Origin of the sequence: Cellulomonas iranensis NBRC 101100 = JCM 18110 (assembly GCF_001552375.1) — a bacterium.
Lineage (GTDB): Bacteria > Actinomycetota > Actinomycetes > Actinomycetales > Cellulomonadaceae > Cellulomonas > Cellulomonas iranensis.
The window spans coordinates 17,391-41,923 of record NZ_BCRB01000029.1 but is presented as its reverse complement, the minus strand read 5'-3'; the positions used below and the strand labels follow the sequence as shown (position 1 = coordinate 41,923).

The window sequence follows — 24,533 nt, the reverse complement described above, 5'->3', positions numbered from 1 at the left end:
CGGCGACCGCGGCGGCCGCGGACGCGGCGGCCCCGGCCCGCACCGGGGCGGCGGGGGCGTGCGCCCCACGCCCCGGTTCGTCGTGGTCGACGAGCTCGCGCAGGCCGACCTGCTGCCCGCGATCGTGTTCATCTTCTCGCGCGCCGGGTGCGAGTCCGCCGTCGAGCAGTGCCTGCGCGCCGGCGTCCGGCTGACGAACCCCCGCGAGCAGTCCGAGATCCGCCTCCTCGTCGAGGAGCGCTGCGCGGCGATCCCGCCCGAGGACCTCGCCGTGCTGGGGTACGACCGGTTCGTCGAGGCCGCCGTGCGCGGCGTCGCGGCGCACCACGCCGGCATGCTGCCGCTGTTCAAGGAGACCGTCGAGGACCTGTTCTCGCGCGGCTGGGTCAAGGTCGTGTTCGCGACCGAGACCCTCGCGCTCGGCATCAACATGCCCGCGCGCTCGGTCGTGCTCGAGAAGCTCGTCAAGTGGGACGGCAGCGCGCACGTCGACATCACGCCGGGGGAGTACACGCAGCTCACGGGCCGTGCCGGCCGCCGCGGCATCGACACCGAGGGGCACGCGGTCGTCGTCGCGCACGCGGGCCTCGACCCCGTGCAGCTCGCGGGCCTGGCCTCGCGCCGCCTGTACCCGCTGCGCTCGTCGTTCCGGCCGACGTACAACATGTCCGTCAACCTCGTCGCGCAGGTCGGGCGTGAACGCGCGCGCGAGGTGCTCGAGACCTCGTTCGCGCAGTTCCAGGCCGACCGCGGCGTCGTCGGGCTCGCGCGGCAGGCGCAGACGCACGCCGAGGCGCTCGAGGGGTACGCCGAGGCCATGTCGTGCCACCTCGGGGACTTCGCGCAGTACATGGGCCTGCGACGCGCGATCACCGACCGCGAGCGCGGCCTGGCCAAGGACGCGGCCGCGGCGCGCCGCGCGGACGTCGCGCGCACGCTCGACGGCCTGAAGACCGGTGACGTCGTCGAGATCCCCGTGGGCAGGCGGGCGCAGCACGCGGTCGTGGTGGACCCGGGCGGGCCGGGCGGGTTCGACGGTCCGCGGCCGACCGTGCTGACGACGGACCGCCAGGTGCGCCGGCTCACGGTGGCCGACGTCGGCACGGGCCTGCGGACGGTCGGCCGGCTGAAGGTGCCGGGCGGCTTCCAGGTCCGGGTCCCGGCCGCGCGTCGCGACCTCGCGGCGCGCCTGCGGTCGCGGCTCGACGAGCTCGACGTGACCCCCTCGGGGCGCCCGGGGGGACGCCGCGACCGGGCGCGGACGGCCGCCGCGGAGGACGCCGCGCTGGAGGCGCTGCGCCGCGAGCTGCGGGCGCACCCCTGCCACCGCTGCCCCGACCGTGAGGACCACGCGCGGTGGGCCGAGCGGTGGGAGCGGCTGCGCGACGAGCACGCGGCGCTCGTGCGGCGCATCGCGGGCCGTACCGGCTCGATCGCCGCCGTGTTCGACCGCACGTGCGACGTGCTGCGGACCCTCGGCTACCTCGCTCTCGACGACGACGGCACGCTCGCCGTGACGCCGGACGGGCAGTGGCTGCGCCGCCTCTACGCCGAGAACGACCTCGTGCTCGCCGAGTGCCTGCGGCAGGGCGTGTGGGACGAGCTCGACGCGCCGGGCCTCGCGGCCGCCGTGTCGACGCTCGTGTACCGGTCGCGGCGGGACGACGACACCGGCGCGCACGTCCCCGGCGGGCCCGACGGCCGTCTCGGTCGGGCGCTGGACGCCGCCGTGCGTGCGTGGTCCCAGCTCGAGGACCTCGAGCACGCGGCGCGGCTCGAGACGATCCAGCCGCTCGACCTCGGCCTGGTCGAGCCGATCCACCGGTGGGCCGCGGGCCGCAGCCTCGACGCGGTGCTGCGGGGGTCGGACCTCGCGGCCGGCGACTTCGTGCGGTGGTGCAAGCAGGTCATCGACGTGCTCGACCAGGTCGCGGGGGCCGCGCCGACGGCCCGCCTGCGGACGACCGCGGAGCGTGCCGTGCTGGGGCTGCGCCGCGGCGTGGTCGCGTACTCGGCGGTCTGACGGCGGTCCGGCGCGCGCCGCTGAGGCGCAGGTCACGACGCCCGGGGCGTGGTCCCGGGCCGCGCCCCGGCGCGGCGGGCCCTATCGTGTCGGGTTGTGAGCTCGACCCTGTACCGGCACGGCGTCGTGCACTCGCCGGCCGACCCGTTCGCCGAGGCCCTGCTCGTCGAGGACGGCACCGTCGCCTGGATGGGCTCCGACGACACGGCCGACGGTCTCGTCGCCGGTGTCGACGAGGTCGTCGAGCTCGACGGCGCGCTCGTCGCGCCCGCGTTCGTCGACGCGCACGTGCACCTGCTCGAGACGGCGTTGGCGAGCGCCGGCCTCGACCTGACGGCCGAGAACGGGGTGCGCGGGCTGGGCGACGTGCTCGACGCCGTGGCCCGCGTCGCGGCCGCGCGCGCACCGGGGGACCGGCGCCCCGTGCACGGCACGGGGTGGGACGAGGGCACGTGGCCCGAGGGGCGCCCCCCGACCGCCGCGGAGCTCGACGCCGCGGGACAGGGTCTGCCGGTCTACCTGGCCCGGGTCGACGTGCACTCGGCGGTGGTGTCCGGCGCGCTGGCGGACCTCGCGGGGCTGCGCGGCCTGCCCGGCTGGTCGGACGACGGCCGGGTCGTGGGCGCGGCCCACCACGCGGCGCGCGACGTCGCGCTGGCCGTGGCCGACGACGAGCGCGAGGCGGCATACCGGTCGGCGCTCGCGCAGGCCGCCGCGGCGGGGATCGCCGCGGTGCACGAGCAGTCCGCGCCGCACGTCGACACGCGTGCGGGCCTGCGGCGGCTGCTCGCCATGACCGCCGACCCCGCGTCGGCCCTGCCGCTCGTCGTGGGGTACCGCGCCGAGGCGTGCGTGACCGTGGACGACGCGCGCGCGCTGCTCGCCGACGTGCCGGGCCTGACGGGCATCGGCGGCGACCTCAACGTCGACGGGTCGCTCGGGTCGCGCACGGCGGCGCTGCGGCACCCGTACGCGGACGCTCCGGGCGTGACGGGCACGCTGCACCTGACGGCCGAGCAGATCGCCAACCACGTCACGGCGGTGACCCGTGCGGGGTCGCACGCCGCGTTCCACGTCATCGGCGACCGGGCGCTCGACGAGCTGCTCCTCGGGCTGCGTGCGGCCGCCGACGTCGAGGGCACCGCGGCGATCGCCGCGGCCGGGCACCGGGTCGAGCACGCGGAGATGGTCGACGCGCACTCGCTCGCGCAGATCGTGCTGCTCGGGCTGCGCCTGTCGGTCCAGCCCGCGTTCGACGCCGCGTGGGGCGGGCCGGACGGCATGTACGCGCGGCGCGTCGGCCCCGGCCGCGCCGCGGCGATGAACCCGTTCGCCGACCTCGCGGCGGCCGGCGTGCCGCTCGCGCTCGGCTCGGACGCACCCGTGACCCCGCTGGACCCGTGGGCGGGCGTGCGCGCCGCCGCCGCTCACCACGAGCCGGACCAGCGGATCTCGGTGCGTGCCGCGTTCCGTGCCGCGACGCGCGGCGGGTGGCGCCTGGCCGGCCTCGACCACACGGGGGCGGGGGAGCTGCGCGTCGGTGCGCCCGCGCACCTCGCGGTGTGGCGTGCCGAGCACCTCGTCGTGCAGGCGTCGCGCACGTCCGCCTGGAGCGCCGACGCACGCGCCGGCAGCCCGCTCCTGCCGGACCTGTCGCCCGACGCACCCGCGCCGCGGTGCCTGCGCACGGTGCGCGCGGGTGTCGTCCTGCACGACGCGCTGGGCTGACGGCGAGCGCGAGCGCCGGCTCGTTCGGGTGAACTTCAGGCCACGGCTCGCCGGCCCCAGGGCGACCGCGCGGGGTCGGCGCGCGACACGCTGACGACACGCCGAGCGACGGGATCGGACGTCGGGCATTCGGGACGCGCTGACCTGCGGTGATCCCGCTGACCTGCCCGAACGTCCTCTTGACAGCGTTTCCGAGGCTAGTAGTTTCGCGTGTGGCCCGCCGTCGCGGGTGCCGGGGGGACTCACGAGGCCTGCGCGGCGCCGCGCCGCATGAGCTCCGACCGGGCCCGCGCGTCCAACAGAGAACGGCAGGCAGCGCCTCGCCGGTACGAAGGGCGCGCGGGCCGGTCGGTCGGAGCCCCGGCCGGTGCGGGGCGCCGCGCTCACGGCTGGCTGACGTACCCTGCTGCGGTGCCTCTCCCGCCGTCCGCCCGCTGGCTGACGCTCGTCTTCGCGGCGGCCGGCGGCTTCTTCACCCGCCTCGCGTTCCCCGACCCGGGCTGGAGCCTGCTCGCCCCCGTCGGCGTGACGCTGCTGTACCTGGCGCTGCGACGCGACTCGGCTCGCTGGAACGCGCTCGTGGGCCTCGTGTGGGGCCTGACGTGCTTCGGCCCGATGATCACGTGGGCCGACGAGGCCGTGGGGCTGGTCCCGTGGCTCGCGCTGACCGTCCTCGAGGCGTCGTACGTCGCGCTGTTCGGCGCCGCGTGGGCGTGGGCGCGGCGCGGCCACGCCGTGTGGCGCGGCGGGTTCTGGCAGCTGCTCGTCTTCGTCGTCCTCTGGGTGGGCGTCGAAGAGCTCCGCTCGAGCTGGCCCTTCGGCGGCTTCCCGTGGGGGCGGCTCGCGTTCTCGCAGGCGGACTCACCGCTCGCGGCGTTCATGTGGGTGGGCGGCACACCGCTGCTCAGCGCCGTGGTCGCGGGCCTCGGCGTGCTCCTGGCCCGCGCCGCGCTGGCCGCGGGGCAGGTCGCGTTCGTCCGGACGGTCGGCGCGCTCGCCGCCGTGGGCGCGGTCGTCGCGGGGTCCCTCGTGATCCCGCTCGACACCGCCGCGCAGACCGGCACGCTCCGCGTCGGGGCCGTGCAGGGCAACGTCCCCGAACCGGGCCGGCTCGACGCGTTCGGGCAGCGCCGGCAGGTCCTCGACAACCACGTCGCGGGCACGCGCGCGCTGCTCGAGCGGACCGCACCCGGCGACCTCGACGTCGTGCTGTGGCCCGAGAACGGCTCCGACATCGACCCGCAGGTCGACGCCGAGGCGGCGGGGCTCATCGACGGCGTCGCGCAGGAGGTCGCCGCCCCGCTGCTGGTGGGGACCGTGCAGTACCCGGACTCCGGCGGCCGCTACAACACCGCCGTGCTGTGGGAGCCGGGCGTCGGCCCGGTCGCGACCTACTCGAAGCAGCGGCCCGCACCGTTCGCCGAGTACATCCCGATGCGTTCGTTCGTGCGGCACTTCTCCGACGCGGTCGACCTCGTGACGCGCGACATGCTGCCCGGCACGAAGCCCGGGGTGATCCCGCTGGCGTCCGAGCGCCTGGGACGCACCGTCGTGCTCGGGGACGTCATCTGCTTCGAGGTCGCGTACGACGCGATCGTCCGCGAGGCCGTGACCGAGGGCGGCGAGCTGCTGGTCGTGCAGACCAACAACGCGTCCTTCGGGTGGTCCGACGAGTCGACCCAGCAGCTCGCGATGGCGCGCCTGCGGGCGGTCGAGCTGGGGCGTGCGACCGTGCAGATCTCGACGGTCGGCGTGAGCGCCGTGATCGCGCCCAACGGGGTGGTCACGCAGCGCACCGAGCTGTTCACCGCCGACCAGATGATCGCGGACCTGCCGCTGCGGGACTCGCTGACACCGGCCGCACGCGCCGGGGACTGGCCGGCGCGGGTCGCGTGCGTGCTCGCGGTGTGGGTCGTGCTCGCGGGCATGGTCGGCGCCGCGCGGCTGCGGCGCGACGACCGACCCGAGGGTCCCGCCTGACCCGTAGTCCGACCGTGTCCCGGGCGCGCCGCGACCGGGTGGCACCGGGTTGCTCGCCGACGCGGTCGGACGAGGCATGCTCCTGCTCGGCGCGGGTCTGGCTCGCCGACCGCGACCCGGACCCGGACCCGGACCCGGACCCGGACCCGGACCCGGACCCGGACCCGGACCCGGACAGCACGATGCCCCCGGTGCGGGCACCGGGGGCATCGGGGGAGCGGGTGTCAGGCGCTGCGGCGCAGCTTGCCCGCACGCAGCAGGTCGAGCCGCTCGTCGAGCAGCTCCTGCAGCTCGTTGACCGTGCGCCGCTCGAGGAGCATGTCCCAGTGCGTGCGCGGCGGCTTGCCCGCCTTCACCTCGGGCTTCGACGCGTCGCGCAGCAGCGCCTCGGTGCCGCAGCGGCACTCCCACACCACGGGGACGTCCGCCTCGACCGAGAACGGCAGGATGATGGTGTGCCCGTTCGGGCAGTCGTAGTACGCCTGGAGACGAGGGGCGAAGTCGACGCCCTGCTCGGTCTCCATGCTGTGGGACCCGATGCGCATGCCGCGCAGGGACCTGTTGGCCATGAGGGACCTCCGTGCCGTGTGGTTCCGGCAGCTCGCGCCCTGCCGGATTCCAGATCGAATCGTTCCGCTTCCTGTTCGTCAACGCGGGGAGGGACGGCGATGTTCCGACCCGCGGTGAAGGTCTGGTGAACACACACTGTGGCAGGAACGGCGTCGTCGCGCGCGTCGGCACCGGGGGAGCGGCGGCGACCTCGTGCTGCCTAGGGTGGGTGGCATGACGATGACGTACCGCCGCCTCGGCGACAGCGGCCTGACGGTGTCCACGGCAGGGCTCGGGTGCAACACGTTCGGGGCGACGCTCGCCCCCGACGGCGTGGGGGAGGTCGTGAGCGCCGCCCTGGACGCGGGCGTGACGTTCTTCGACACGGCCGACGTGTACGGCGGCGAGCCGGGCCAGAGCGAGGAGCTGCTCGGTGCGGCGTTGCGCGGTCACCGCGACGACGTCGTGGTCGCGACGAAGTTCGGCATGGACGTCGGTGGGCTCAACGGCGCGGACTGGGGCGCGCGCGGGTCGCGCCGGTACGTGCGGCGCGCGATCGAGGGGTCGCTGCGGCGTCTCGGGACGGACCACGTCGACCTGTACCAGCTGCACGCACCGGACCCGGGCACGCCCATCGAGGAGACGCTCGCGGCGCTGCACGAGCTGGTCGTGGAAGGCAAGGTGCGCTACGTCGGGTCCTCGAACTTCGCCGCCTGGCAGGTCGTCGACGCCGACTGGTCGGCCCGGTCGGCGGGCACGACGCCGTTCGTGTCGGCGCAGAACCGGTACAACCTCCTGGACCGCGGCGCGGAGGCGGAGCTCGTGCCGGCGGCCGAGCAGGTCGGCGTGGGGATCCTGCCGTACGTGCCGCTCGCGTCGGGCCTGCTGACGGGCAAGTACCGCCGTGGTCAGGAGGCGCCCGAGGGCAGCCGCCTGTCGCGGATGCCGCAGCGCCTCGCGGCCGCGGACTTCGACCGCATCGAGGCGCTCGCCGCGCTCGCGCAGGACTGGGACGTCGACCTGCCGACGCTCGCGCTCGGCGGCCTGGCTGCCCAGCCCGCCGTCGCGTCGATCATCTCGGGCGCTCGCACGCCGGAGCAGGTGCGCGCGAACGTCGCGTCGGCGCTGTGGGAGCCGACGCTCGAGCAGCTCGCAGCCATCGACGACGCGTCGCCCGGGCCGGCCTGAGGCGCTGCGGGCGCGTCGGCGGTCCACGCGCCGACGCGCCCGCCCGGGACCGTGCGCACGGTCCCGGGCGGAATCGCCCGCACGGACCCGGCCGTGCGTCCGCCGCGCACGGACCGCGGCCCGTCTGAGACGACGGTCACGCTCCGTCACGGCGGTATGCGCTCGTCGCGGCGATCAGCGGTTGCGTAGCGTGGGTGGCATGGCTCACGAGGACCAGCCCACCGCCCTGCCCCCCGTCGACCGCGCCGCGGCCGACGCGTTCTGGGCGGACTACGCCGCCGCGCACCCGGCCGCCGTCGCGGCGTGCTCGGACTACACGGTCGAGTACTTCGGCGACAACCCGCGCCTGGCGGACGAGCTGCTGCGGACCGTGACGCACGGCCCGAAGCGCGGTACCGCGGAGCTGACGAGCGAGTACCGCGCGCGGGGTGACGAGCTGCCGCGCGTCGGCAGCCACTGGATCGCGTGCGACAGCACGGGAGCGCCGGCGATCGTCATCCGCAGCACGGACCTGCGCATCCTCACGTTCGACCAGGTCGACGCCGACTTCGCGTACGCCGAGGGCGAGGACGACCGGTCGCTCGAGAGCTGGCGCCGCGAGCACCGCACGTACTGGACCCGGACGTGCGCCGCCCGTGGTGCGACGTGGTCGGAGAGCGACGAGATCGTCTGCGAGCGGTTCTCCGTCGTCTGGCCGCCCGAGCTCGCGGACGCGCCGCAGGCCTGAGCCCCACGGTGGTCGGCCGGCTACCGCCCGGCCGACCACCCACCTCACGGGCGCAGGACGCGCGCGCGGTGCTCACCGACCGCCAGGACGACCCGCACGGGCACGCCCCGGTCGTCGGCGGCCTCGCGCACCGCGGCCTCCCACGTGCGCTCGAACGCACCACGGTCACCTCCTGCGGCACGCACGACGGCGACGACGAGCGCGCCGCCCGGCGCCTCGTGCCGCAGGACGTCGTCGATCGCCACCATCACCTGCCGCACGTCACCGGGCACCGGCTGCAACGGGATGCCGACCAGCGGGAGCACGACGGGCAGCAGGCGCGCGTCCGCGTCGAGGAGCAGGAGCCACAGCGCCGGGGGTCCGGCACGCTCGGGACCGATCAGCGCGAGCGCGGCGTCGAGCACCGCGTCGTCGTGCAGGAGCGGTGCGGTGGGCAGGGCGGGAAGGTCGTCGTCGGGCCCGGGTGCGGACCAGCTCGTGTCGTCGTGCATGACGCGAGCCTGGGGGAGCGGTGCACCTCGACGGAGAGTGGCCGACGCCCACTGTGGTTCGAACACGTGTTCGACGTTCTTGTGGTCGGCTCGGCGCGGCCACCGAGCAGACAGGCGCGTGGCAGGCGGGACGCGCGGGGCGTGCGTCAGGGGCGACGCCACAGGCGGGGGGCGAACGCGAGGCCCAGCGCGCCCGCCACGCCGAACGTCACGGCCACCGCGGGACGGCCGCCCTCGGCGAGCACCGAGACGGCCACGACCACGGCGAGCGCCGCGAGCAGGAGGATCGCGGCCGTCGCGCGGCGGGACCGACGCTCCTGCGTGACGTCGACGGTGCTGCCCGACTGCTGTGCCGCGTCCACGAGCACGCCTCCCGGTGATGACGGCGCCCGGTCCGGTGCGCGGGCGTCGTCCGCACCTTCTCACACGCTGTCGGCACGGCGGCGGGACCCGGGTCCCGCGGCCGTGCACCACGCCACGAGACGGCTCAGGGGCGACTCGCGGCGCGCCGGCCGGGACCCGCGCGCACCATGGCCAGGTGACCGCCAGAGACACGAGGGTGGTCGCCAGCACACGACCCCTAGTCGTCACCGCCTGAGCGCCGCTCGGCGGGCTCTCCGCCCGTTCTCCACCAACGCCGATAATGTGCATTATGTCACTTCATCGACTGCGCGACTCCGCGAACGGCAACGACGTCGGTCCGATGCCCTCGCTCGGCGCCAGAGGACACCTGTGCCCCGCGCGAGCCTCACCTGCCCCCGGTGCTTCGCTTCAGCACCTCGGTGAGCTGCGTCAGGTCGCGCAGCTCGATGTCTGGCCGCACCTCGTCTGCGTGAGGTTGCTGCAGGTACGCCCATGGTCCGCGTCGCAGCCATGCCGTTCGTAGACCTGCGGCGCGTGCAGGACGGATGTCGTTGTCCAGCCGGTCGCCGACGTAAAAGACGCGGTGGGGATCGGCCTGCGTCTCGGCGACGACGCGTCGGAAGAACGCGAGCGACGGCTTCGCGACGCCCCACGTCGCGGAGGCGGCCACGAAGTCGACGTGGACGCCGGCTGTCGTCAGGGCCACTTCCGCTCCGCTGGGCTGGTTTCCGGCGACCCCCACCACCAGCCCGGCCTGGCCCACCGCTCGAAGGCACTCGAGCGCATCGGGATACAAGTCGCCGCGGCCGATGTCAGGCACGGAATCCGGCGGCGCGGCTCCGAGCAGCGCCCACGCATCGCGATGGTCGCGCCCCTGGCTGATCACGGAGCCGATCGCCGCCATGAGGCTGAACGGGGTGACGCCGGCGACCCTTGCCTGTTCGCTCCACGCTCGCGACTCATCGACAAGGGTCTCCCCTACGTCGAACACGACAGCGCGCAGGTCGGTGAGGACGAGGCCGGCGGTCACGGCAGCAGCATGCCGCACGTCTGCCGACGGCGGGTCGGAGGACGACGGATCCTTGAGACGCAGAGGTGCCGCAACGTCCGGCCGGTTCCCCTCGGGACGACGTCGCCCTCCGCGCGACCGACGCGACTCACGTCGTCGGCGGCACCTCGACGACCCGCGGATCGCCCTACCCGATGCCGAGCAGGTCCTCGGTGCGCTCGGCGACCTCGTGCGTCGCCGCGACGACCTCGCGGTTGAACCACGGGTCCTCGACGTGCCGCGCCACCGCGCGGTCCAGCTCGTCGACACGACTCCTCAGGTCGTCGTCCCCGACCAGCGACGGGTGCGCGGCGAGCGCGCGTGCCGCGACCAGCAGGCCGTCCGCGCGCTCCCGGAACATCAGCCCGAACCGGGGGGTGTCGTCACCGACCGACCGGTCCCAGCCCGCCATGGCGGCCAGCTGCCGGCAGAGCTCGCGCAGCAGGGCGTCCGCGGTCGTCGGGTCCGGCGGTGTCGGCACGTGGTCAGCGTGGCACGCGCTCCGCTGCCTCGCTGCGCACCTTGGTCCCGCCTCGACCCGCCCGCCGTGCGGGACCGCACGTCCTGGCGCCCGCGGGCCGCCTCCCTCAGCCCGGCCCGTCGCTCGCCGCGGCGAGCAGCGGCACGAGCACGTCGCTGATCGGCGTCGGGATGCCGTGCGCGCGCCCGAGGCGGCGCACGACGCCGTTGCGGACGTCCCACTCGAGCGGCCGCCCCGCCTCGCGGTCCGCCAGGATCGACGTACCGCGCTCCGGTGGCGCGCCGCGGAAGGCGTCGAGGACGCGCTGCGGCTCGCCCTCCCCCAGGTCCGCGCCCTCGGCGCGCGCGACGGCGAGGCACTCGCGCAGGTAGGCCAGCGTGAGCGCACCGACGTCGTCCCTGCCGAACACGCCCGAGCGCCGACCCGTCAGCGCCATGAGTCCCGCGGCCGCGTTCTGCAGCAGCTTGCGCCACGCGGCGGACGCGAAGTCCGACGTCGTGCCGACCGCGCACCGCGACCCCTGCAGCGCGCGGACGACGACGTCGGACCCGGGTGCGTCCGGGAGGGTGAGCCGCGGCTCGGCGAGCAGCCGCACGGTCGCGTCAGGCAGGCGCTCCGCGGGGAACCACACCACGGCCGGCACGACGGTCGCGCCCGGCGCGAGCGGCGCCACCGCCTGTCGCTGCTCGACGCCGTTCTGCAGGACGCACACGACCGTGCCCGGGCGGCAGAGCCGCGCGAGCCACGGCGCGGCGTCGGGGTTCTGCGTGGCCTTCACCGCGAGGACCACCAGGTCGACGGCACCCGGAGCGTCGTCCGGGTCGGTCCGGACGGGGACGGGCGCGACCACGACCGAGCCGCCCACGTCGAGCCGCAGCTCGGTGCGGGCCGTGCGACCGGCGACGAACGGCGCGGCGCCGCCCTCGTGCAGCGCGACCGCGACCGTGGTCCCGATCGCGCCGGGTCCCACGACCGCCACCGTCGGCAGGTCCGTCTCGGTCATCGCAGGTCTCCCCTCCACGTCGCCGGACCGGACGGCCCGGCCCCGCCCTCCCCTACCCGTGCGCCAGGACGCCCAGCGCGAGCACCGCCAGCGCGAGCACGACCTCGCACGCCATGACCACGACCCGCTGCCGCCGGGGCAGCGCCAGCCGGCGCACCGCGAGCAGCCCCACCGCGGTCAGCGTCGTCACCGTGGTGACGGTCGCGACGAGCAGGCCGGTGGTGGTCGTGTAGACGCCGAAGGCCGCCAGTGCGAGCGACACCACCGCGGGGCCGACGACGGTCGCGGCACCCAGCGTCGAGGCCGCCATGCGGCCGTGCTCGGCGGCCGTGGGGACGCGTGCGTGCACGACGACGTGGCTCAGGAGGTCGGCGAGGTACACCGTGCAGACCGTGGCTGCGACCGCGACGGCGAGCGTGCCGAGGGCGCGCCCGGGCGAGGCGTCGGCGTCGTGCGCCTGGAGCGTGAGGATCACGGCCAGCGCGGTGAACGCGACGTAGATCCGCTCCTTGAGCGCGGCTGCCCGGTGGGCGGCGTCCGCGCGGTCGGGCGGCGTGGAGCGGTGGTCGCTCATGCGCCCGGGCGCGCGGCGTAGGCGCGCACGAACGCGCGGGCGCCGTCGGTCATGATCCGCAGGACGTGCGTGCGCTCGGCGCGACGGCGGGAGGGCTCGTTGAGCACCCGGAGCGTCGTCAGCGCGTGGAAGTGCTCGGCGGCGAGCGCGGGGTCGGGCGCGTCGAGCAGACCCGCCCGGGTGAGGTCGTCGAGACGGTCGGCGAGCACCCGGGTCTGCGCCTCGTCGAGCGGGTGGCCGTCCAGCTCGGGCAGCTGCTGCTCGTTCTCGGTGACGAGCCGGACGGCGGCGAGGTGGTCGGCCGACAGCAGCAGCGCGTCGCCGAGGTCGGACGCGAGGTCGACGAACGCCCGCTCGAGCGCGGCGGGCTCGCGCAGCGGCGTCGCGTCCCCGAGGCGGTGCGCCACGTGCTCCCGGAGGGTCTCGAGCGCCCGCTCCCCCGCCTCCTCGACGACACCGAGGAGCAGCCGACGCTTGTCGCCGTAGTAGTCGTAGACGGTCCGTTTCGAGACGCCCGCCCGTGCGGCGACGGCGTCCATGCTGGTGCGGTCCACGCCGGACTGCACGAACAGCTCGCGCGCGGCCGCCAGGATCGCGGCGCGCTTGTGCGCCTGCCCGGCGCGCACGGGCCTCTCGTCGAGCGTCGTCATGGTGCCCCTTCCCGCGGTCGGGACCCACGCTACACCGTCGGGTGTAGATCTACACCACACGGTGTAGTGTCGCCGCCATGACCCCCTCCGCGACCCTCGAGGCCCACGCCCTCACCAAGCGCTACCGTCGCACCACCGCCGTCGACGACCTGTCGTTCCGGGTCCGGCCCGGCGTGGTCACGGGGTTCCTCGGGCCCAACGGGGCCGGCAAGTCCACGACCCTGCGGCTCTTCCTCGGGCTCGACCGACCCACCCGCGGCGCGGCGACCGTGGGCGGCCTGCGCCTCGCCGAGACCCCGCGCGCGATGCGTGTCGTGGGCGCGATGCTCGACGCGCGCGCCGTCCACCCGCGGCGGACCGCCACCGACCATCTCCTCGCGGTCGCACGTGCCGGGGGCGTCCACCGGCGTCGCGTCCCCGAGGTGCTCGGCCTCGTCGGCCTCGCGGACGCGGCACACCGCCCCGCGGGCGAGCTCTCGCTCGGCATGCAGCAGCGCCTCGGCATCGCGACCGCGCTCGTCGGCGACCCCGGCGTCGTCATCCTCGACGAGCCGCTCAACGGGCTCGACCCCGAGGGCATCCGGTGGGCCCGCACGCTCATGCGCGACCTGGCGAGCGAAGGGCGCACCGTGCTGTTCTCGAGTCACCTCATGGGCGAGATGGAGCTCACCGCCGACCACCTCGTCGTCGTCCACCACGGGCGGCTGCTGGCCGACCAGCCGCTGACGGCGTTCGTCGCCGAGCGGACGACGCGCCGCGTGCGTGCCCGGAGCCCCGAACGCGAACGCCTCGCCGCGGCGCTGGACCGCGCCGGGGTCACGACGCGCGTCGATCCCGTCGCCGCAGACGCGCTCGACGTCACGGGCACCACGACCGACGAGGTCGGACGGATCGCCGCGACGACCGGCGTCGCCCTCGCCGAGCTCACGGACGTCCGCGACTCGCTCGAGGAGGTCTTCCTCGCCATGACCGCCGCACGGAAGGACGCCGCCTGACATGGACCTCCTCGCCTCCGAGTGGATCAAGGCCCGCAGCGTCCGCGGCACGTGGCTCCTCGCCGTGTCGACGGTCGTGGTGACGGCGGTGGTCGGGCTGCTCGGCGTGAGCGCGCTGCTCCCCGAGTGGCGCACCGCCCTGCCCGCCGACCTCGACCCCGTCGCCGTCGGCCTCAAGGGCGTGCTCGTCGGGCAGGTCCTCGTGGCCTGCCTCGGCGCGCAGCTCGTGACCGGCGAGTACGCGACGGGTCAGATCGTCACGACCCTGACCGTCGCGCCGCGCCGCACGGCGCTGCTGGCCGCGAAGACGGCGGTCGCCGCGCTGATCGCCACCGCCACCGCCGTCGTCACGGTCGTCGTCGCCCACGCCGCGAGCCAGGGCGCGCTCGCGGCCGCGGGCCTGCCGTCCGCCGACCTCGGCGACCCCGCGACCGTGCGGGCGCTCCTGTGCGCCACGGCCTACCTGGTCCTGACGGCCGTGCTCGGCGTCGGCTTCGGCACGCTCACCCGCAGCTCGGCCGGCACGCTCGCGATCGTCGTGACGGTGGCCCTGCTCGTCCCCGCGCTCGCCCCCGGCCTGCCGGGGGCCGTCGGCGACCTCGCGGCCTCGTACTGGCCGACGACCGCCGGCCAGGCCTCCTACACGCGGGACGGCATCGGCGTGCTCTCCCCCGTCGGCGGCCTCGCCGTCATGGCCGTGTTCACGCTGTGGACCACCGTCGCGGCGGCGGCGACCCTCCGCGCGCGCGACGCCTGACCCGTCCCCCCGTCGCCCGACGGGGCCACGGCCGCGTCCACCCCCGGGGGGACGCCGCGCACCCGGCGCGGGTGCGAGGGTCGACCGGCCCCACCGCCGCGGCCTCCCTCCCCACCGACAGAGAGCAGCACGCGCGTGTTCCAGCAGGTCCCGGTCCTCCCGGTCGTCGTCCCCCTCGCCACCGTCGCTCTGGGGGCGATGCTGTGGCACCTGCGCCTCCGCGGTCGGCTGACCGTGGCGCGCGCGGCCGTCGCGCTCGCGCTGTGCGTCTACGTGGCCGGGGTGGTCGCCAACACGGTCTTCCCGATCTTCCTCGACAAGCCCGCGCGCGAGGGCGTGTGGCACTCGTCGCTCCAGCTGGTGCCGGTCGTCGGCTACGAGACCGGCGACGCCGCGATGAACGTCGCGGTGTTCGTCCCGCTCGGCGCGCTGCTGGCGCTGGTGCTCGCGCGGCCGACGTGGCCGCGCGTGCTCGCCGCCGTCGCGGGCTTCAGCCTCACCATCGAGCTGACCCAGCTCGTCACGGCGGTCCTGCTCGGCGGGGGTCACGTCGCCGACGTCAACGACCTGCTGTTCAACGTCCTCGGCGGGCTCGCGGGCTTCGCGCTGCTGCTCGGCGTGCAGCGCGTCCCGCGCCTCGGTGCGCTGGTCGAGCACTTCCGCTGGCGGCCGGCGGACGCGTGACGCCCCCGCGGCGGCCGCGTGTCAGCCGACCAGCCCGCGAGGGCTCGTGACGCGCTCGTACCTCTCCTCGGTGCGCGAGGGGTCGCGCGGCAGCGCCTGCGTCTCGCCCGTGCGCGTGAACCCGGCGCGCACGTAGAGGTCGACGGCCTCGGCGTTGTCGTCGACGACCCACAGCGACACGGTGCGCGCCCCGTCGGCGGCGCCGGCCCGCACGACGGTGTCGAGCAGCGCCCAGCCGGTGCCGCGGCGACGCACCTCGGGCGCGACCCACAGCGAGACGACGTGGCGGTCGTCCTCGGGCGACCCCGGCTCGGGCACGAGCGAGACGAGCGCCTTGGGCACGTCGTCGTCGTCGACCGCGACCCACGTGGGGCTCGTCCGCAGGCGCATCCGCCAGTGCGACTCGGTGAACCGCTCCTCGCGGGCCAGCGACGCGCCGAACGCCTCCGGCGACTCCCGCAGCGCCCGCAGGCGCACGTCGCGCACGATGGGCCAGTCGTCCTCGTCGACGCGTCGGATCAGCACCGCCACAGCATGCCCCACGCGCGACCTCCGTGACTCGCGGCGCGCCTCATGCCTCCGGACCGACCGCGTGCGCGTCCTGCGCGTCGCCGTGCCCCGCGGGGTCCGGCGTCGCGCGTGCGACGTCGGCGACCTCCTCCTCGGGGCGCGGCGGCACGGTCTCGTCGTACTCGAGCTCCGGCACCTGCACGTCGAACGACTCGGACATCTCCGGCTCCTTCCGCCGCGCTCACGCTAACCGCGCGGCCGCGGGCCGGCGACCGCACGGACGCCACGGTGCGCGCAGCCCGCCGGGCTCGTCATGCACCGCAGTCCGTCGTCGACCGCGCCCGCCGTCCAGGCGAGCGCGTCGAAGAAGCCGAGGGCCACGGCGTTGTCGGGGTCGACGAACGCCACCCACCCGGTCGCCGCCGGATGACCGGACCAGGCGAGCGCCGCGTCGAGCGCGACGCGACCCACCCCGGACCGCCGTCGCGACGGGTCGACCGCGACGTCGGTGACGGCGTGCCGGTCCCCGAGGGGGTCCCACTCCACCCCCACGAGCGCGATCGGGCGACCCTCGTGCTCGACGACGAGCTGCACGCCCGTCGTCTCGGTCTCGACGTGCGCACACCAGTTGTCGTCGAGCGGGCCGAGCCACCGGTCGAGCTCCGGATCACGGAACCACGCGCGCACCCACGGCTCGTCCGGACGTGCGTACCGTCGGACCGCCAACGCGGGCGATGCGTGCGGCTCGGGGTCGGACGTCGTCACCGCACCAGCATGCCCGAGTCGTCCCCACCGAGTCGTCCCGTCGGGCAGCAGCCGGGCGACGGACTCGCGCACCTGAGGCGCCGGGCGTCAGTCGACGCGCACGGGCTCCCCCGGCGCCGGCGTCAGCACCTCGGCCTCCGTGAGGTTGCCGAGCAACGTCAGCGCGAGCGAGCGCCCGGCGTCGCTGAGGGTGCCGTCGTGCACGGGGACCACACGACGCGGCTGCACCGCCCGCACGTGCTCCACCATGTCCGCCACCCGCAGCCAGGGCGCCCCGACGGGCTCGAGCAGCACGTCGATCGCCACGCCGGCCGGCGGCCGGACGAACGCGTCGCCGGGGTGCAGCACGACCCCGTCGACGAGCAGCGCGACGTTCGTCGGCAGCGGCACCTCCGGGTGGATGACCTCGTGCGGCGCGTCGAGCACCTCGACGACAGCCCCGGCCACCTCGAGCCGGTCGCCCGGCGTCAGCAGGTGGCGACGCTCGTCGGGGACGCCCGCGTCGGCGAGCGTGTCGAGCACCTGCGCGGGCCCGTGCACGTGCACGTCGCGGGCCGCGACGGCGGCCGCGTCGAGGTGGTCCGGGTGCGCGTGGGTCACGAGGACGTGCTCGACGCCGTCGAGCGCGGTCTCGACGTCGCTGAACGACCCGGGGTCCACGACGAACGCGCCGCTGTCGGTGGTGACACGCACGCACGCGTGTCCGTACCTGGTCAACGTGAGGCTCATGGGGCCATCCTGCCGAGATCCGGACGAGTCCGCCCTTCCGGGACGGCGCGGCGCGACGCAGGCACGCCGTGTCGCGCCGGGGTTTCGTGCGGGCCCACCCGCCCGGATACGGTTGCGGCGTGCTGGTCCTCGGTGTGTGCAGCCTCAAGGGTGGAGTGGGCAAGACCTCCGTGACGCTGGGGCTCGCCTCCGCGGCGCTCGAGCGCGGCCTGCGCACGCTCGTGGTCGACCTCGACCCGCAGGGCGACTCGACCATGGCGCTGGGCACGGCGCGCGGCACGGGCGACGTGGCGTCGGTGCTCGACGACCCGTCGGCCGAGTCCGTGGCGGGCGCGACCGCGCCGTCGTCCTGGGCGCAGCACGGCCTCGACGTGCTGGTCGGCTCCGAGCGCTCCGTCATGCACGACCGCATCGACGACGCGGACGCCGACCGGCTGCGCTACGCGCTGTCGTGGGTGAGCGGCTACGACCTCGTGCTCATCGACTGCCCGCCCTCGCTCGGCGGGCTCACGCGCACCGGGCTGACCGCGTGCGACCGCGCCGTGGTGGTGACCGAGCCGGGGCTGTTCGCCGTGATGGCGGTCGGCCGCGCCATGCGGACGATCGACGAGCTGCGGCGCGGCCCGGCGCCGTCGCTGCAGCCGCTCGGCATCGCGGTCAACCGGGTCCGCGCCCGCTCGATCGAGCAGGCGTACCGCCTCGAGGAGCTCCAGACGCTGTACGGGCCGCTCGTGCTGTCCCCGAGCATCCCCGAGCGCGCGGCGCTCCAGCAGGCCCAGGGCGCGGCCCAGCCGGTGCACGCGTGGCCCGGGGCCGCCGCGGCCGAGCTCGCGGGCGTGTTCGACCAGCTGCTCGAGCGCGCGCTGCGCGCGCCGCGTCGCTGACGCCTCCCGCCGAGCGGCGACCCAGGCCTGGAGCCGCGCACGCGACGAGGTCCGGCCACCCCGAAGGGGTACCGGACCTCGTGACGTCGTACGGGTCAGCCGGCCGACCGCGCCTGGCGCCGCAGCGCGAGCTCGTCCTGCGGCGCGGGGGCCGCGGTGTCGTCGTCGGCGCGCTCGGTCGGCAGCTGCGCGAGCGTGCCCTCGACCTCGCGCCACACCCGGCCGACGGCGATGCCGAAGACGCCCTGGCCGCCCTGCACGAGGTCGATGACCTCGTCGGCGGACGTGCACTCGTAGACGCTCGCGCCGTCGGACATCAGCGTGATCTGGGCGAGGTCCTCGACGCCGCGCTCCCGCAGGTGCCCGACGGCCGAGCGGATCTGCTGCAGCGAGACCCCGGTGTCGAGGAGCCGCTTGACCACCTTGAGGACGAGGATGTCGCGGAAGGAGTACAACCGCTGCGTGCCGGAGCCCGTGGCGGGCCGGACGGACGGCTCGACCAGCCCCGTGCGCGCCCAGTAGTCGAGCTGGCGGTAGGTGATGCCGGCGGCCCGGCAGGCCGTGGGCCCGCGGTAGCCGGTGGCGACGTCGAGGTCCGGCAGGTCGTCGTCGAACAGGAGACCCTGCGCGTGGTGCGGGATCGCGCCGGCGCCGTCGGCGCTCTCGTTGCTGATCACGGGGGTCCTCCCTCGACGTCCACCGGTGTGGCGGACGCTCTCTTCCGGAACTTCTGCAACGCTAGGCCCGCGGGGTCGGGGGCGCAACGAACGACTCCCGGCGTGTCGCGTGCGCCACGTCTCACCCTCAGGTGGACGTCGAAGGTTGGCGTCACCCGGTCGGGTCAACCGCCACGGCCACCGGCGTCGGGACCCGGCTCCTGCCCCGTCTCGAAGTCCTGGGCCGAGACGTGGTCGAGGAACTCGCGGAACTCGGCGAGGTCGTCCTCGTCCGCGGCCGGCCGGACCTCCACCCCCGCCAGCGCGACGACCTCCGCGGAGCACAGCACGGGGCACGCGAACCGCAGCGCGACGGCGATCGCGTCGGACGCGCGCGCGTCGACCCGACGCCCCGTCGTGAGCACGAGCGCCGCGTGGAACACGCCGTCCTCGAGCCGCGTGATCTCCACGTGCCCGACGCGGGCCCCCACGGCGAGGAGGGCGTCCCGCAGCAGGTCGTGCGTCATGGGGCGCGGCGGCACGATCCCGGCCTGCGCCGACGCGATCGCCGACGCCTCGGCCGGGCCGATGAGGATCGGCACGATCAGCGCGGCGTCCGGGTCCAGCAGGAGCACGACGATCTCGTCGTCGGCCAGGTGCGTGCGCACGCCGACGACCTCGACCGGGACCATCTCGGGTTCGACGCCGCCCACGCCCCCCACGCTACGTCCCCGTCCGCTCCCCGGCCGCCCGAGGGACCGGATGCGGCAGGCGCCCGGTCAGGGCGCGATGTCGTGGACCGCGGAACGCACCAGCGCGGTGTGCATGCGCGCGCACAGCTCGCCGACCTCGGCGGCGAGCGTCCCGGCCCGCGCGCGGGCGGAGACGCTGCGCTGCCCGCGCCACGGTGCGACGACCTGGTCGACGAGGTCCGCCTGCCGGTCGGCCGCGGCACGGAACGCCCGCAGGTGCCGCGGGTCGATGCCGTGGTCCGCCAGCGCGGCCGCCACCAGCACGACCTCGCGCGCCCACGGGTCGAAGACGCCGCGCGGCCCGGGCCGGAGCACCCCTTGGCTCACGAGCTCGTCGACCACCTCGACGTCGACGCCCGCGTCCTGCGCGAGCCGCGCCGCCGTGAGCCGGTCGGGCGTCGGCGCGATCCCGTCGCGCGTCGCGAGACGGGCGCGCGGCGGCGCCTCGTCGTCGACACCCGCGTCGAGCGCCGCGAGCCGTTCGCCGATGACCTTGAGCGGCATGTACTTGTCCCGCTGCTGGCGCAGCACGAACCGCAGCCGCTCGACGTCCGCGGGCGAGTACTGCCGGTAGCCCGCGGGCGTGCGCACGGGCGCGACCAGGCCCTGCTCCTCGAGGAACCGCAGCTTCGACGTCGTCACCGCCGGGAACTCGATCCGCAGCGCGGCGAGCACGTCCGAGATCCGCATCGACGCGCGCCGCGAGATGCCCCGCGGCCACGGCTCGGGCGTCGTCTCCCCCGCGACCTCGCCCTCGGTCGCGGCCTGCGTCACCGCGCGCTCAGGACGCGTCACGGTGCGGGCTGGGGTGGAACGTCATGCGGTACTTGCCGATCTGGACCTCGTCGCCCGGGCGCAGGGCGACCGCGTCGATGCGGGTCCGGTTGACGTACGTGCCGTTGAGCGAGCCGATGTCCCGCACCACGAACTGCAGCCCGTCACGCACGAACTCGGCGTGCTTGCGGGACACCGTGACGTCGTCGAGGAAGATGTCGGCGCTCGTGCTGCGGCCCGCGGTCGTCCGCTCGGCGTCCAGCAGGAACCGCGCGCCCGAGCTCGGCCCGCGCTGCATGATCAGCAGCGCCGACGTGGGCGGCAGCGCGTGCACCGCCGCGGACTCGTCGCTCGTGAGGCCGACCGCCGGGGCCTCGACGTCGACCGGCTCCACCGAGCCGAAGCTGACGGTCGTGTCGGGGCCGTCCCCCCGGTACGCCGGCAGGCCGCCGTCCGGCAGCCGTCGATCGTCGCTCATGCGCACCTCCCGTGTCGGTCTCGGGCGCGGCGCGGCGTTCTCGCCCCGGGCCCGGCCTGTGCGGGACTCACCCTATGCGGTGTCGACGCAGGTGCGCAGCCCACGACGCCCGCCACGCGGGTGACACCCCGTGCTGCTCGGTGCGCCCGGGATCAGTCGCCGCCCTCGACGGGCGTCGCGTGGACCGGGTCCGGCAGCACACGGACCGCCGAGACCTCCACGTGGTCCGACTTCTCGACGGTCGCGCGGCCGCCGTCCGCACGCACGCGCGCGGCGGCGCCGCCGGGGATCTCGAGCGCGGGGGCGATCGTGTCGGGGTCGCCGATGACCGTCCAGCGGTACGGCGACTCCAGCGCGACGCCGTCCAGCAGGACCCCGTCGCGGCCGCCCGTGAACGCGCTGCTCGCGGTGATCCGCTGCCCGTTGAGCTCGATCGCCTCGGCGCCCGCGTTCCGCAGCTCCTCGAGGACGTGCAGCATGGTGGCGGGGCGGATCGCCCCGTCGACGTCGGTCAGCGTGATCCGCACGCCGGGGCCGGTCGCCGGCAGGCGCCCGGTGAGGATGCCCTGCATCGCGGCCGTGCGGCGCGCGGCGTCGAGGGCGGCCTGCTGCCGGTCGGACCCCGACAGCAGCTCGTCGCGCTCGCGCTGCAGGTCGCGCGACTCGCGCTCGAGCTCGTCGGTGCGGGTCGTGGTCTCGTCGAGCAGGCGCACGAGGTCGTTCTGCCGCAGCGCGCCGAGCTGCGTCTCGGAGGTCTGCCGCACCTGCACGACGAGCGCGAAGCCGAGCAGAGCGCACAGGGCCGCGGTGAGCAGCTGACCCTGCGTCGTCCGCGGGCGCATCGCGTGGCCGAGGCGCGACCAGCCCGAGCGCGCGGGACGCACGACGGGCCCGTGCGGCGTCCCGCCGGCGGCGCTCCCCTCGGCTGCGGGGTCCGTGGCGGCGGGCCCCTCGGCGGCCGGCCCCTCGGCCGCAGGGCGCTCGCCGGCGGACGTGTCCGTCGTGGGGTCCTGGGCACCGCCGTCGGCGCGAGCCTTCGCCGGCACGACGCGACGCACGGGCACGGTCGGCGGCGCCTCGCGCACGGCGTCGGAGCGATCGACCGCGTCACCGCCCAGGCCGAGCGGGTCCGACGGGTCGATCACCGGTCCCTCGTCGGGAAGCTCACGTCCACCGGGCCAGTCGTCCGCGGGCCGGGGCGCCTGGTCGTCGGTCATGCCTTGAACAGGTGCCGACGGATCGAGGCCGCGTTCGAGAAGATGCGGATGCCGAGCACGACGATCACCGCGGTCGTCATCTGCGACCCGACGCCGAGCTGGTCGCCGAGGAACACCACGAGGGCCGCGACCACGACGTTCGACAGGAACGACGTGAGGAAGACACGCTCGTCGAAGATCCCGTCGAGATAGGCGCGCAGGCCGCCGAACAGCGCGTCGAGCGCCGCGACCACCGCGATCGGCAGGTACGGCTGGAGCTCGGCCGGGACGGTCGGCTCGATGACGAGGCCCGCGACGACCCCGAGCACGAGACCGATCAGCGCGATCACCGGGCCTCCTCCTGGTCGGGACGGGACGACCCTGCCACATCCCGCGGGGACGACCCAAGGACGTCGTGCTCCTCGGGCGCCGGGTCCGCGTCATCCGTCGTCTCGTCGGCACCCGCGACGCGGGCGGAGCGCAGCGCGATCTGCCCGCGACCGGGCAGGTCGAGCGTGCGCTGCGACGACATCGCGACGTCGATGCCGTACTGCGACAGCGACGCGAGGTGCTGCCCGGCGGACGTCCGTGCCAGGGCCGTCTGCATGGCGACGGCGTCACCGATCGCCTCGACCGTGTACGGGCTGCTCAGCGCGGTGCTGTCGACGAGCACCGCGGCGCCCGCGCTGCGGATCGCCGTCGTCGACGTGATCCGCTCGCCGTTCACCGCGACGGCCTCGGCCCCCGCGGCCCACAGCCCGTTGACCAGGACCTGCAGGTCGACGTCGAGCACGTAGGAGCTCGCGTCGTCCGCCGCAGCGTTCGCGTCGGGGACGCCGTCGGTCAGCACCACGCGCACGCCCGGGCCGGTGACGGGCACGACGCCCGCGGCGACCGCGTCGCGCTGCAGCTGCGCGAACAGCTCGGGGTCGTCGGTCGACGCCGCCCGCTGCTGCAGGCGGGCGATCTCGGCGGAGAGCGCCGCGTTCCCGCGACGCAGCTCGTCGGCGGTCGCGGTCCTCTCGCGGATCTCGTTCTCCAGGAGCGTGCGCGCCTGCAACGCCTCGGGCGCCGGTCGCCGCAGCGCCACGGCGGCCGTCGCCGCGAACCCGCCGAGCGCGACCGCGAGGACGAGCAGCGCGACCGCGCCGCGGGCCGTCCGGCGCGGCGCCAGCCCGTCGGCGCGGCGCGCCGCGGCCTCCTGGTACCCCGGGTCGAGCGGCCGGCGGTAGACCTCGTTGATGAGGGTCATCGACGCGTCGGCGGCGCGGGACGTGGCCTGCGCGTGCCGACGGTTCACGGCGTCCTCGTCGCGCGCGACGCGCGGGCGTCCGCGTGCATCACCGCGGCCGCCTGCGTCAGGTACAGCGCGCCGGCGAACCAGTACAGGCCGACGCCCCACAGCGCGCACGCCCAGCCCACGACGCCGGCGGCGATGCCGACGGCCGACGGCCACTCGGACAGCAGCAGCAGCGGGAACGCGTACATGATCGCGAAGGTCCCGGCCTTGCCCGCGAGGTGCACCCGCAGCGGCGGGTAGCCGGCGCGCGCGAGGACGAGCAGCATCACGGCGAGCACGACGTCGCGCGCGACGAGCACGACCACGAGCCACAGCGGCACGATGCCGCGCCACGCGAGCGCGACGAGCGTGACGAGGATGAACAGCCGGTCGGCCGCGGGGTCGAGCATCTGCCCGAGCCGTGTGACCTGGTGCATGCGGCGCGCGAGCACGCCGTCGAGCCAGTCGCTCGCGCCGGAGACCGCGAGCACGACGAGGGCCCACGCGTCATGGCCCTCCGCCACGAGCCACGCGAAGACCGGCACCAGCAGCAGCCGCGCCAGGCTGATCACGTTCGGCACGGTGAGCACGCGTGCACTGACCGGCGAGTCCTCCGCCACGACCTCCCCCGTCGACGTCCTGCGGTGATCCTATGCCTGCGCAGGTCGCGGGCGGTGCCGCGTCCACGGCGCGGGCTCGCGCGGCAGCCGCCGACGCGTCCCGCGGCCCGACGTCCCGCGCGTGACCGGTCGGCGGCTGGCAGGCTCGACGCATGACCGACGAGCCGTCCGCCGCCGCGATCGACCGGCTGCTGCGCACGCCCGCGCGCTGGGCGATCGTCGGCCTGTCCGGGAACACCGGGCGTGCCGCGTACGGCGTCGCGGCGTACCTGCAGCGGCTCGGTCACACGATCGTCCCCGTCCACCCGGCGGCACCGACCGTGCACGGTGCGCGCGGCCACGCACGGCTGCGCGACCTGCCGGAGCCGCCCGACGTCGTCGACGTCTTCGTCAACAGCGCGCGCGCCGCCGCGGTGGTCGACGAGGCGGTGGCGGTCGGCGCCGGGGCGGTCTGGCTGCAGCTCGGCGTGCACGCCGACGCCGCCGTGGCCCGCGCCCGCGCCGCGGGCCTGCTGGTCGTGCAGGACGCCTGCCCCGCGATCGAAGGCCGCGCGCGCGGCCTCGGGTGACGCGGACGGCGCGCGGTCGTCGCCCCCTGTGCGCGACGTCACCCGGCGCCGTCCGGGGATGCGCTCGACACGGGCGGTAG

At 75.8% G+C, this 24,533-nt stretch carries 30 protein-coding genes; 10 read left to right on the top strand and 20 right to left on the bottom strand.

Annotated elements, in window-relative coordinates; translation table 11 throughout:
• The 3 genes from CS2_RS08400 to lnt form a co-directional block, all read left to right on the top strand.
• The coding region (locus CS2_RS08400; RefSeq protein ID WP_070319623.1) for a DEAD/DEAH box helicase at positions 1-2,023 on the top strand (2,023 nt) is incomplete at its 5' end.
• A 96-nt stretch (positions 2,024-2,119) separates the two neighbouring features.
• Positions 2,120-3,751, top strand: coding sequence for an amidohydrolase (locus CS2_RS08395; RefSeq protein WP_070319622.1), 1,632 nt, complete (start codon positions 2,120-2,122; stop codon positions 3,749-3,751).
• 411 nt (positions 3,752-4,162) lie between these two features.
• A complete protein-coding gene (lnt, locus tag CS2_RS08390; protein ID WP_070319621.1) occupies positions 4,163-5,731 on the top strand; it encodes an apolipoprotein N-acyltransferase in 1,569 nt (522 codons plus the stop codon).
• A 224-nt stretch (positions 5,732-5,955) separates the two neighbouring features.
• On the opposite strand, the gene CS2_RS08385 is transcribed toward lnt, so the two are convergent.
• A complete protein-coding gene (locus CS2_RS08385; RefSeq protein WP_046528400.1) occupies positions 5,956-6,300 on the bottom strand; it encodes an RNA polymerase-binding protein RbpA in 345 nt (114 codons plus the stop codon).
• A 220-nt stretch (positions 6,301-6,520) separates the two neighbouring features.
• Here CS2_RS08385 and CS2_RS08380 point away from each other — a divergent pair, with 220 nt between their 5' ends.
• Complete coding sequence (locus CS2_RS08380) at positions 6,521-7,468, top strand: aldo/keto reductase (protein WP_070319628.1); 948 nt, start codon at positions 6,521-6,523, stop codon at positions 7,466-7,468.
• A gap of 199 nt (positions 7,469-7,667) precedes the next feature.
• Complete coding sequence (locus CS2_RS08375) at positions 7,668-8,195, top strand: ASCH domain-containing protein (protein WP_070319620.1); 528 nt, start codon at positions 7,668-7,670, stop codon at positions 8,193-8,195.
• Positions 8,196-8,239: 44 nt separating this feature from the next.
• On the opposite strand, the gene CS2_RS08370 is transcribed toward CS2_RS08375, so the two are convergent.
• The 7 genes from CS2_RS08370 to CS2_RS08340 all read right to left on the bottom strand — a co-directional run bounded on the left by CS2_RS08370 (position 8,240) and on the right by CS2_RS08340 (position 12,805).
• The gene (locus CS2_RS08370) at positions 8,240-8,686 is read right to left on the bottom strand and encodes a hypothetical protein (RefSeq protein ID WP_070319619.1); all 447 of its coding nucleotides are present in this window, start codon (positions 8,684-8,686) and stop codon (positions 8,240-8,242) included.
• 146 nt (positions 8,687-8,832) lie between these two features.
• Complete coding sequence (locus tag CS2_RS08365) at positions 8,833-9,048, bottom strand: hypothetical protein (protein WP_134852322.1); 216 nt, start codon at positions 9,046-9,048, stop codon at positions 8,833-8,835.
• 386 nt (positions 9,049-9,434) lie between these two features.
• Positions 9,435-10,079, bottom strand: coding sequence for an HAD family hydrolase (locus tag CS2_RS08360; protein ID WP_070319617.1), 645 nt, complete (start codon positions 10,077-10,079; stop codon positions 9,435-9,437).
• Positions 10,080-10,245: 166 nt separating this feature from the next.
• Complete coding sequence (locus CS2_RS08355) at positions 10,246-10,578, bottom strand: hypothetical protein (protein ID WP_070319616.1); 333 nt, start codon at positions 10,576-10,578, stop codon at positions 10,246-10,248.
• Between the two features lie 106 nt (positions 10,579-10,684).
• A complete protein-coding gene (locus CS2_RS08350; protein ID WP_070319615.1) occupies positions 10,685-11,581 on the bottom strand; it encodes an oxidoreductase in 897 nt (298 codons plus the stop codon).
• Between the two features lie 52 nt (positions 11,582-11,633).
• Positions 11,634-12,155: a hypothetical protein gene (locus CS2_RS18805; protein WP_070319614.1), complete on the bottom strand. Its 522-nt coding sequence runs from the start codon at positions 12,153-12,155 to the stop codon at positions 11,634-11,636.
• Complete coding sequence (locus CS2_RS08340) at positions 12,152-12,805, bottom strand: TetR/AcrR family transcriptional regulator (RefSeq protein ID WP_070319613.1); 654 nt, start codon at positions 12,803-12,805, stop codon at positions 12,152-12,154. Before CS2_RS08340 ends, CS2_RS18805 begins: the two co-directional genes overlap by 4 nt.
• 77 nt (positions 12,806-12,882) lie before the next feature.
• Here CS2_RS08340 and CS2_RS08335 point away from each other — a divergent pair, with 77 nt between their 5' ends.
• The 3 genes from CS2_RS08335 (at position 12,883) to CS2_RS08325 (ending at position 15,241) form a co-directional block, all read left to right on the top strand.
• Positions 12,883-13,800 (top strand): ABC transporter ATP-binding protein, encoded by a 918-nt coding sequence (locus tag CS2_RS08335; protein ID WP_070319612.1) that lies wholly within the window; start codon positions 12,883-12,885, stop codon positions 13,798-13,800.
• A gap of 1 nt (position 13,801) precedes the next feature.
• Positions 13,802-14,557, top strand: a complete 756-nt coding sequence (locus CS2_RS08330) for an ABC transporter permease (protein ID WP_070319611.1) — start codon at positions 13,802-13,804, stop codon at positions 14,555-14,557.
• A 135-nt stretch (positions 14,558-14,692) separates the two neighbouring features.
• Positions 14,693-15,241 (top strand): VanZ family protein, encoded by a 549-nt coding sequence (locus CS2_RS08325; RefSeq protein ID WP_070319610.1) that lies wholly within the window; start codon positions 14,693-14,695, stop codon positions 15,239-15,241.
• 21 nt (positions 15,242-15,262) lie between these two features.
• Here the strand turns inward: CS2_RS08325 and CS2_RS08320 are convergent, their stop codons facing one another.
• From CS2_RS08320 to CS2_RS08310, 4 genes are all read right to left on the bottom strand, one after another.
• Complete coding sequence (locus tag CS2_RS08320; RefSeq protein WP_046530531.1) at positions 15,263-15,766, bottom strand: GNAT family N-acetyltransferase; 504 nt, start codon at positions 15,764-15,766, stop codon at positions 15,263-15,265.
• Positions 15,767-15,812: 46 nt separating this feature from the next.
• Positions 15,813-15,971 (bottom strand): hypothetical protein, encoded by a 159-nt coding sequence (locus CS2_RS19045; RefSeq protein ID WP_163274616.1) that lies wholly within the window; start codon positions 15,969-15,971, stop codon positions 15,813-15,815.
• A 26-nt stretch (positions 15,972-15,997) separates the two neighbouring features.
• Positions 15,998-16,516: a GNAT family N-acetyltransferase gene (locus tag CS2_RS08315; protein WP_206120071.1), complete on the bottom strand. Its 519-nt coding sequence runs from the start codon at positions 16,514-16,516 to the stop codon at positions 15,998-16,000.
• Positions 16,517-16,603: 87 nt separating this feature from the next.
• Positions 16,604-17,245 carry an MBL fold metallo-hydrolase gene (locus CS2_RS08310; RefSeq protein ID WP_082739975.1) on the bottom strand — a complete coding sequence of 214 codons (642 nt, stop codon included), beginning with the start codon at positions 17,243-17,245 and terminating at the stop codon, positions 16,604-16,606.
• Positions 17,246-17,364: 119 nt separating this feature from the next.
• On the opposite strand from CS2_RS08310, the gene CS2_RS08305 reads away from it, so the two are divergent.
• Positions 17,365-18,129: a ParA family protein gene (locus CS2_RS08305; RefSeq protein WP_046528411.1), complete on the top strand. Its 765-nt coding sequence runs from the start codon at positions 17,365-17,367 to the stop codon at positions 18,127-18,129.
• 95 nt (positions 18,130-18,224) lie between these two features.
• Here CS2_RS08305 and CS2_RS08300 read toward each other — a convergent pair whose 3' ends face one another.
• The 8 genes from CS2_RS08300 to CS2_RS08265 form a co-directional block, all read right to left on the bottom strand.
• Positions 18,225-18,806: a MerR family transcriptional regulator gene (locus CS2_RS08300; protein ID WP_070319608.1), complete on the bottom strand. Its 582-nt coding sequence runs from the start codon at positions 18,804-18,806 to the stop codon at positions 18,225-18,227.
• Positions 18,807-18,970: 164 nt separating this feature from the next.
• Positions 18,971-19,477 carry a bifunctional nuclease family protein gene (locus tag CS2_RS08295; protein ID WP_046530533.1) on the bottom strand — a complete coding sequence of 169 codons (507 nt, stop codon included), beginning with the start codon at positions 19,475-19,477 and terminating at the stop codon, positions 18,971-18,973.
• Between the two features lie 87 nt (positions 19,478-19,564).
• The gene (gene ftsR, locus CS2_RS08290) at positions 19,565-20,311 is read right to left on the bottom strand and encodes a transcriptional regulator FtsR (RefSeq protein WP_070319627.1); all 747 of its coding nucleotides are present in this window, start codon (positions 20,309-20,311) and stop codon (positions 19,565-19,567) included.
• Between the two features lie 7 nt (positions 20,312-20,318).
• Entirely contained in the window at positions 20,319-20,789 is a 471-nt protein-coding gene (locus CS2_RS08285) for an FHA domain-containing protein (protein ID WP_046528413.1), read from the bottom strand.
• 152 nt (positions 20,790-20,941) lie between these two features.
• Positions 20,942-22,006, bottom strand: coding sequence for a DUF881 domain-containing protein (locus CS2_RS08280; protein WP_070319607.1), 1,065 nt, complete (start codon positions 22,004-22,006; stop codon positions 20,942-20,944).
• The gene (locus CS2_RS08275; RefSeq protein ID WP_046528414.1) at positions 22,003-22,335 is read right to left on the bottom strand and encodes a small basic family protein; all 333 of its coding nucleotides are present in this window, start codon (positions 22,333-22,335) and stop codon (positions 22,003-22,005) included. The genes CS2_RS08280 and CS2_RS08275 overlap by 4 nt, the downstream gene beginning before the upstream one ends.
• Positions 22,332-23,285 carry a DUF881 domain-containing protein gene (locus CS2_RS08270; protein ID WP_070319606.1) on the bottom strand — a complete coding sequence of 318 codons (954 nt, stop codon included), beginning with the start codon at positions 23,283-23,285 and terminating at the stop codon, positions 22,332-22,334. The genes CS2_RS08275 and CS2_RS08270 overlap by 4 nt, the downstream gene beginning before the upstream one ends.
• A complete protein-coding gene (locus CS2_RS08265; protein ID WP_233421119.1) occupies positions 23,282-23,836 on the bottom strand; it encodes a CDP-alcohol phosphatidyltransferase family protein in 555 nt (184 codons plus the stop codon). The genes CS2_RS08270 and CS2_RS08265 overlap by 4 nt, the downstream gene beginning before the upstream one ends.
• Positions 23,837-24,036: 200 nt before the next feature.
• Between CS2_RS08265 and CS2_RS08260 the strand changes: the two genes are divergently transcribed.
• A complete protein-coding gene (locus CS2_RS08260; RefSeq protein ID WP_070319605.1) occupies positions 24,037-24,453 on the top strand; it encodes a CoA-binding protein in 417 nt (138 codons plus the stop codon).
• Positions 24,454-24,533: the final 80 nt, after the last annotated feature.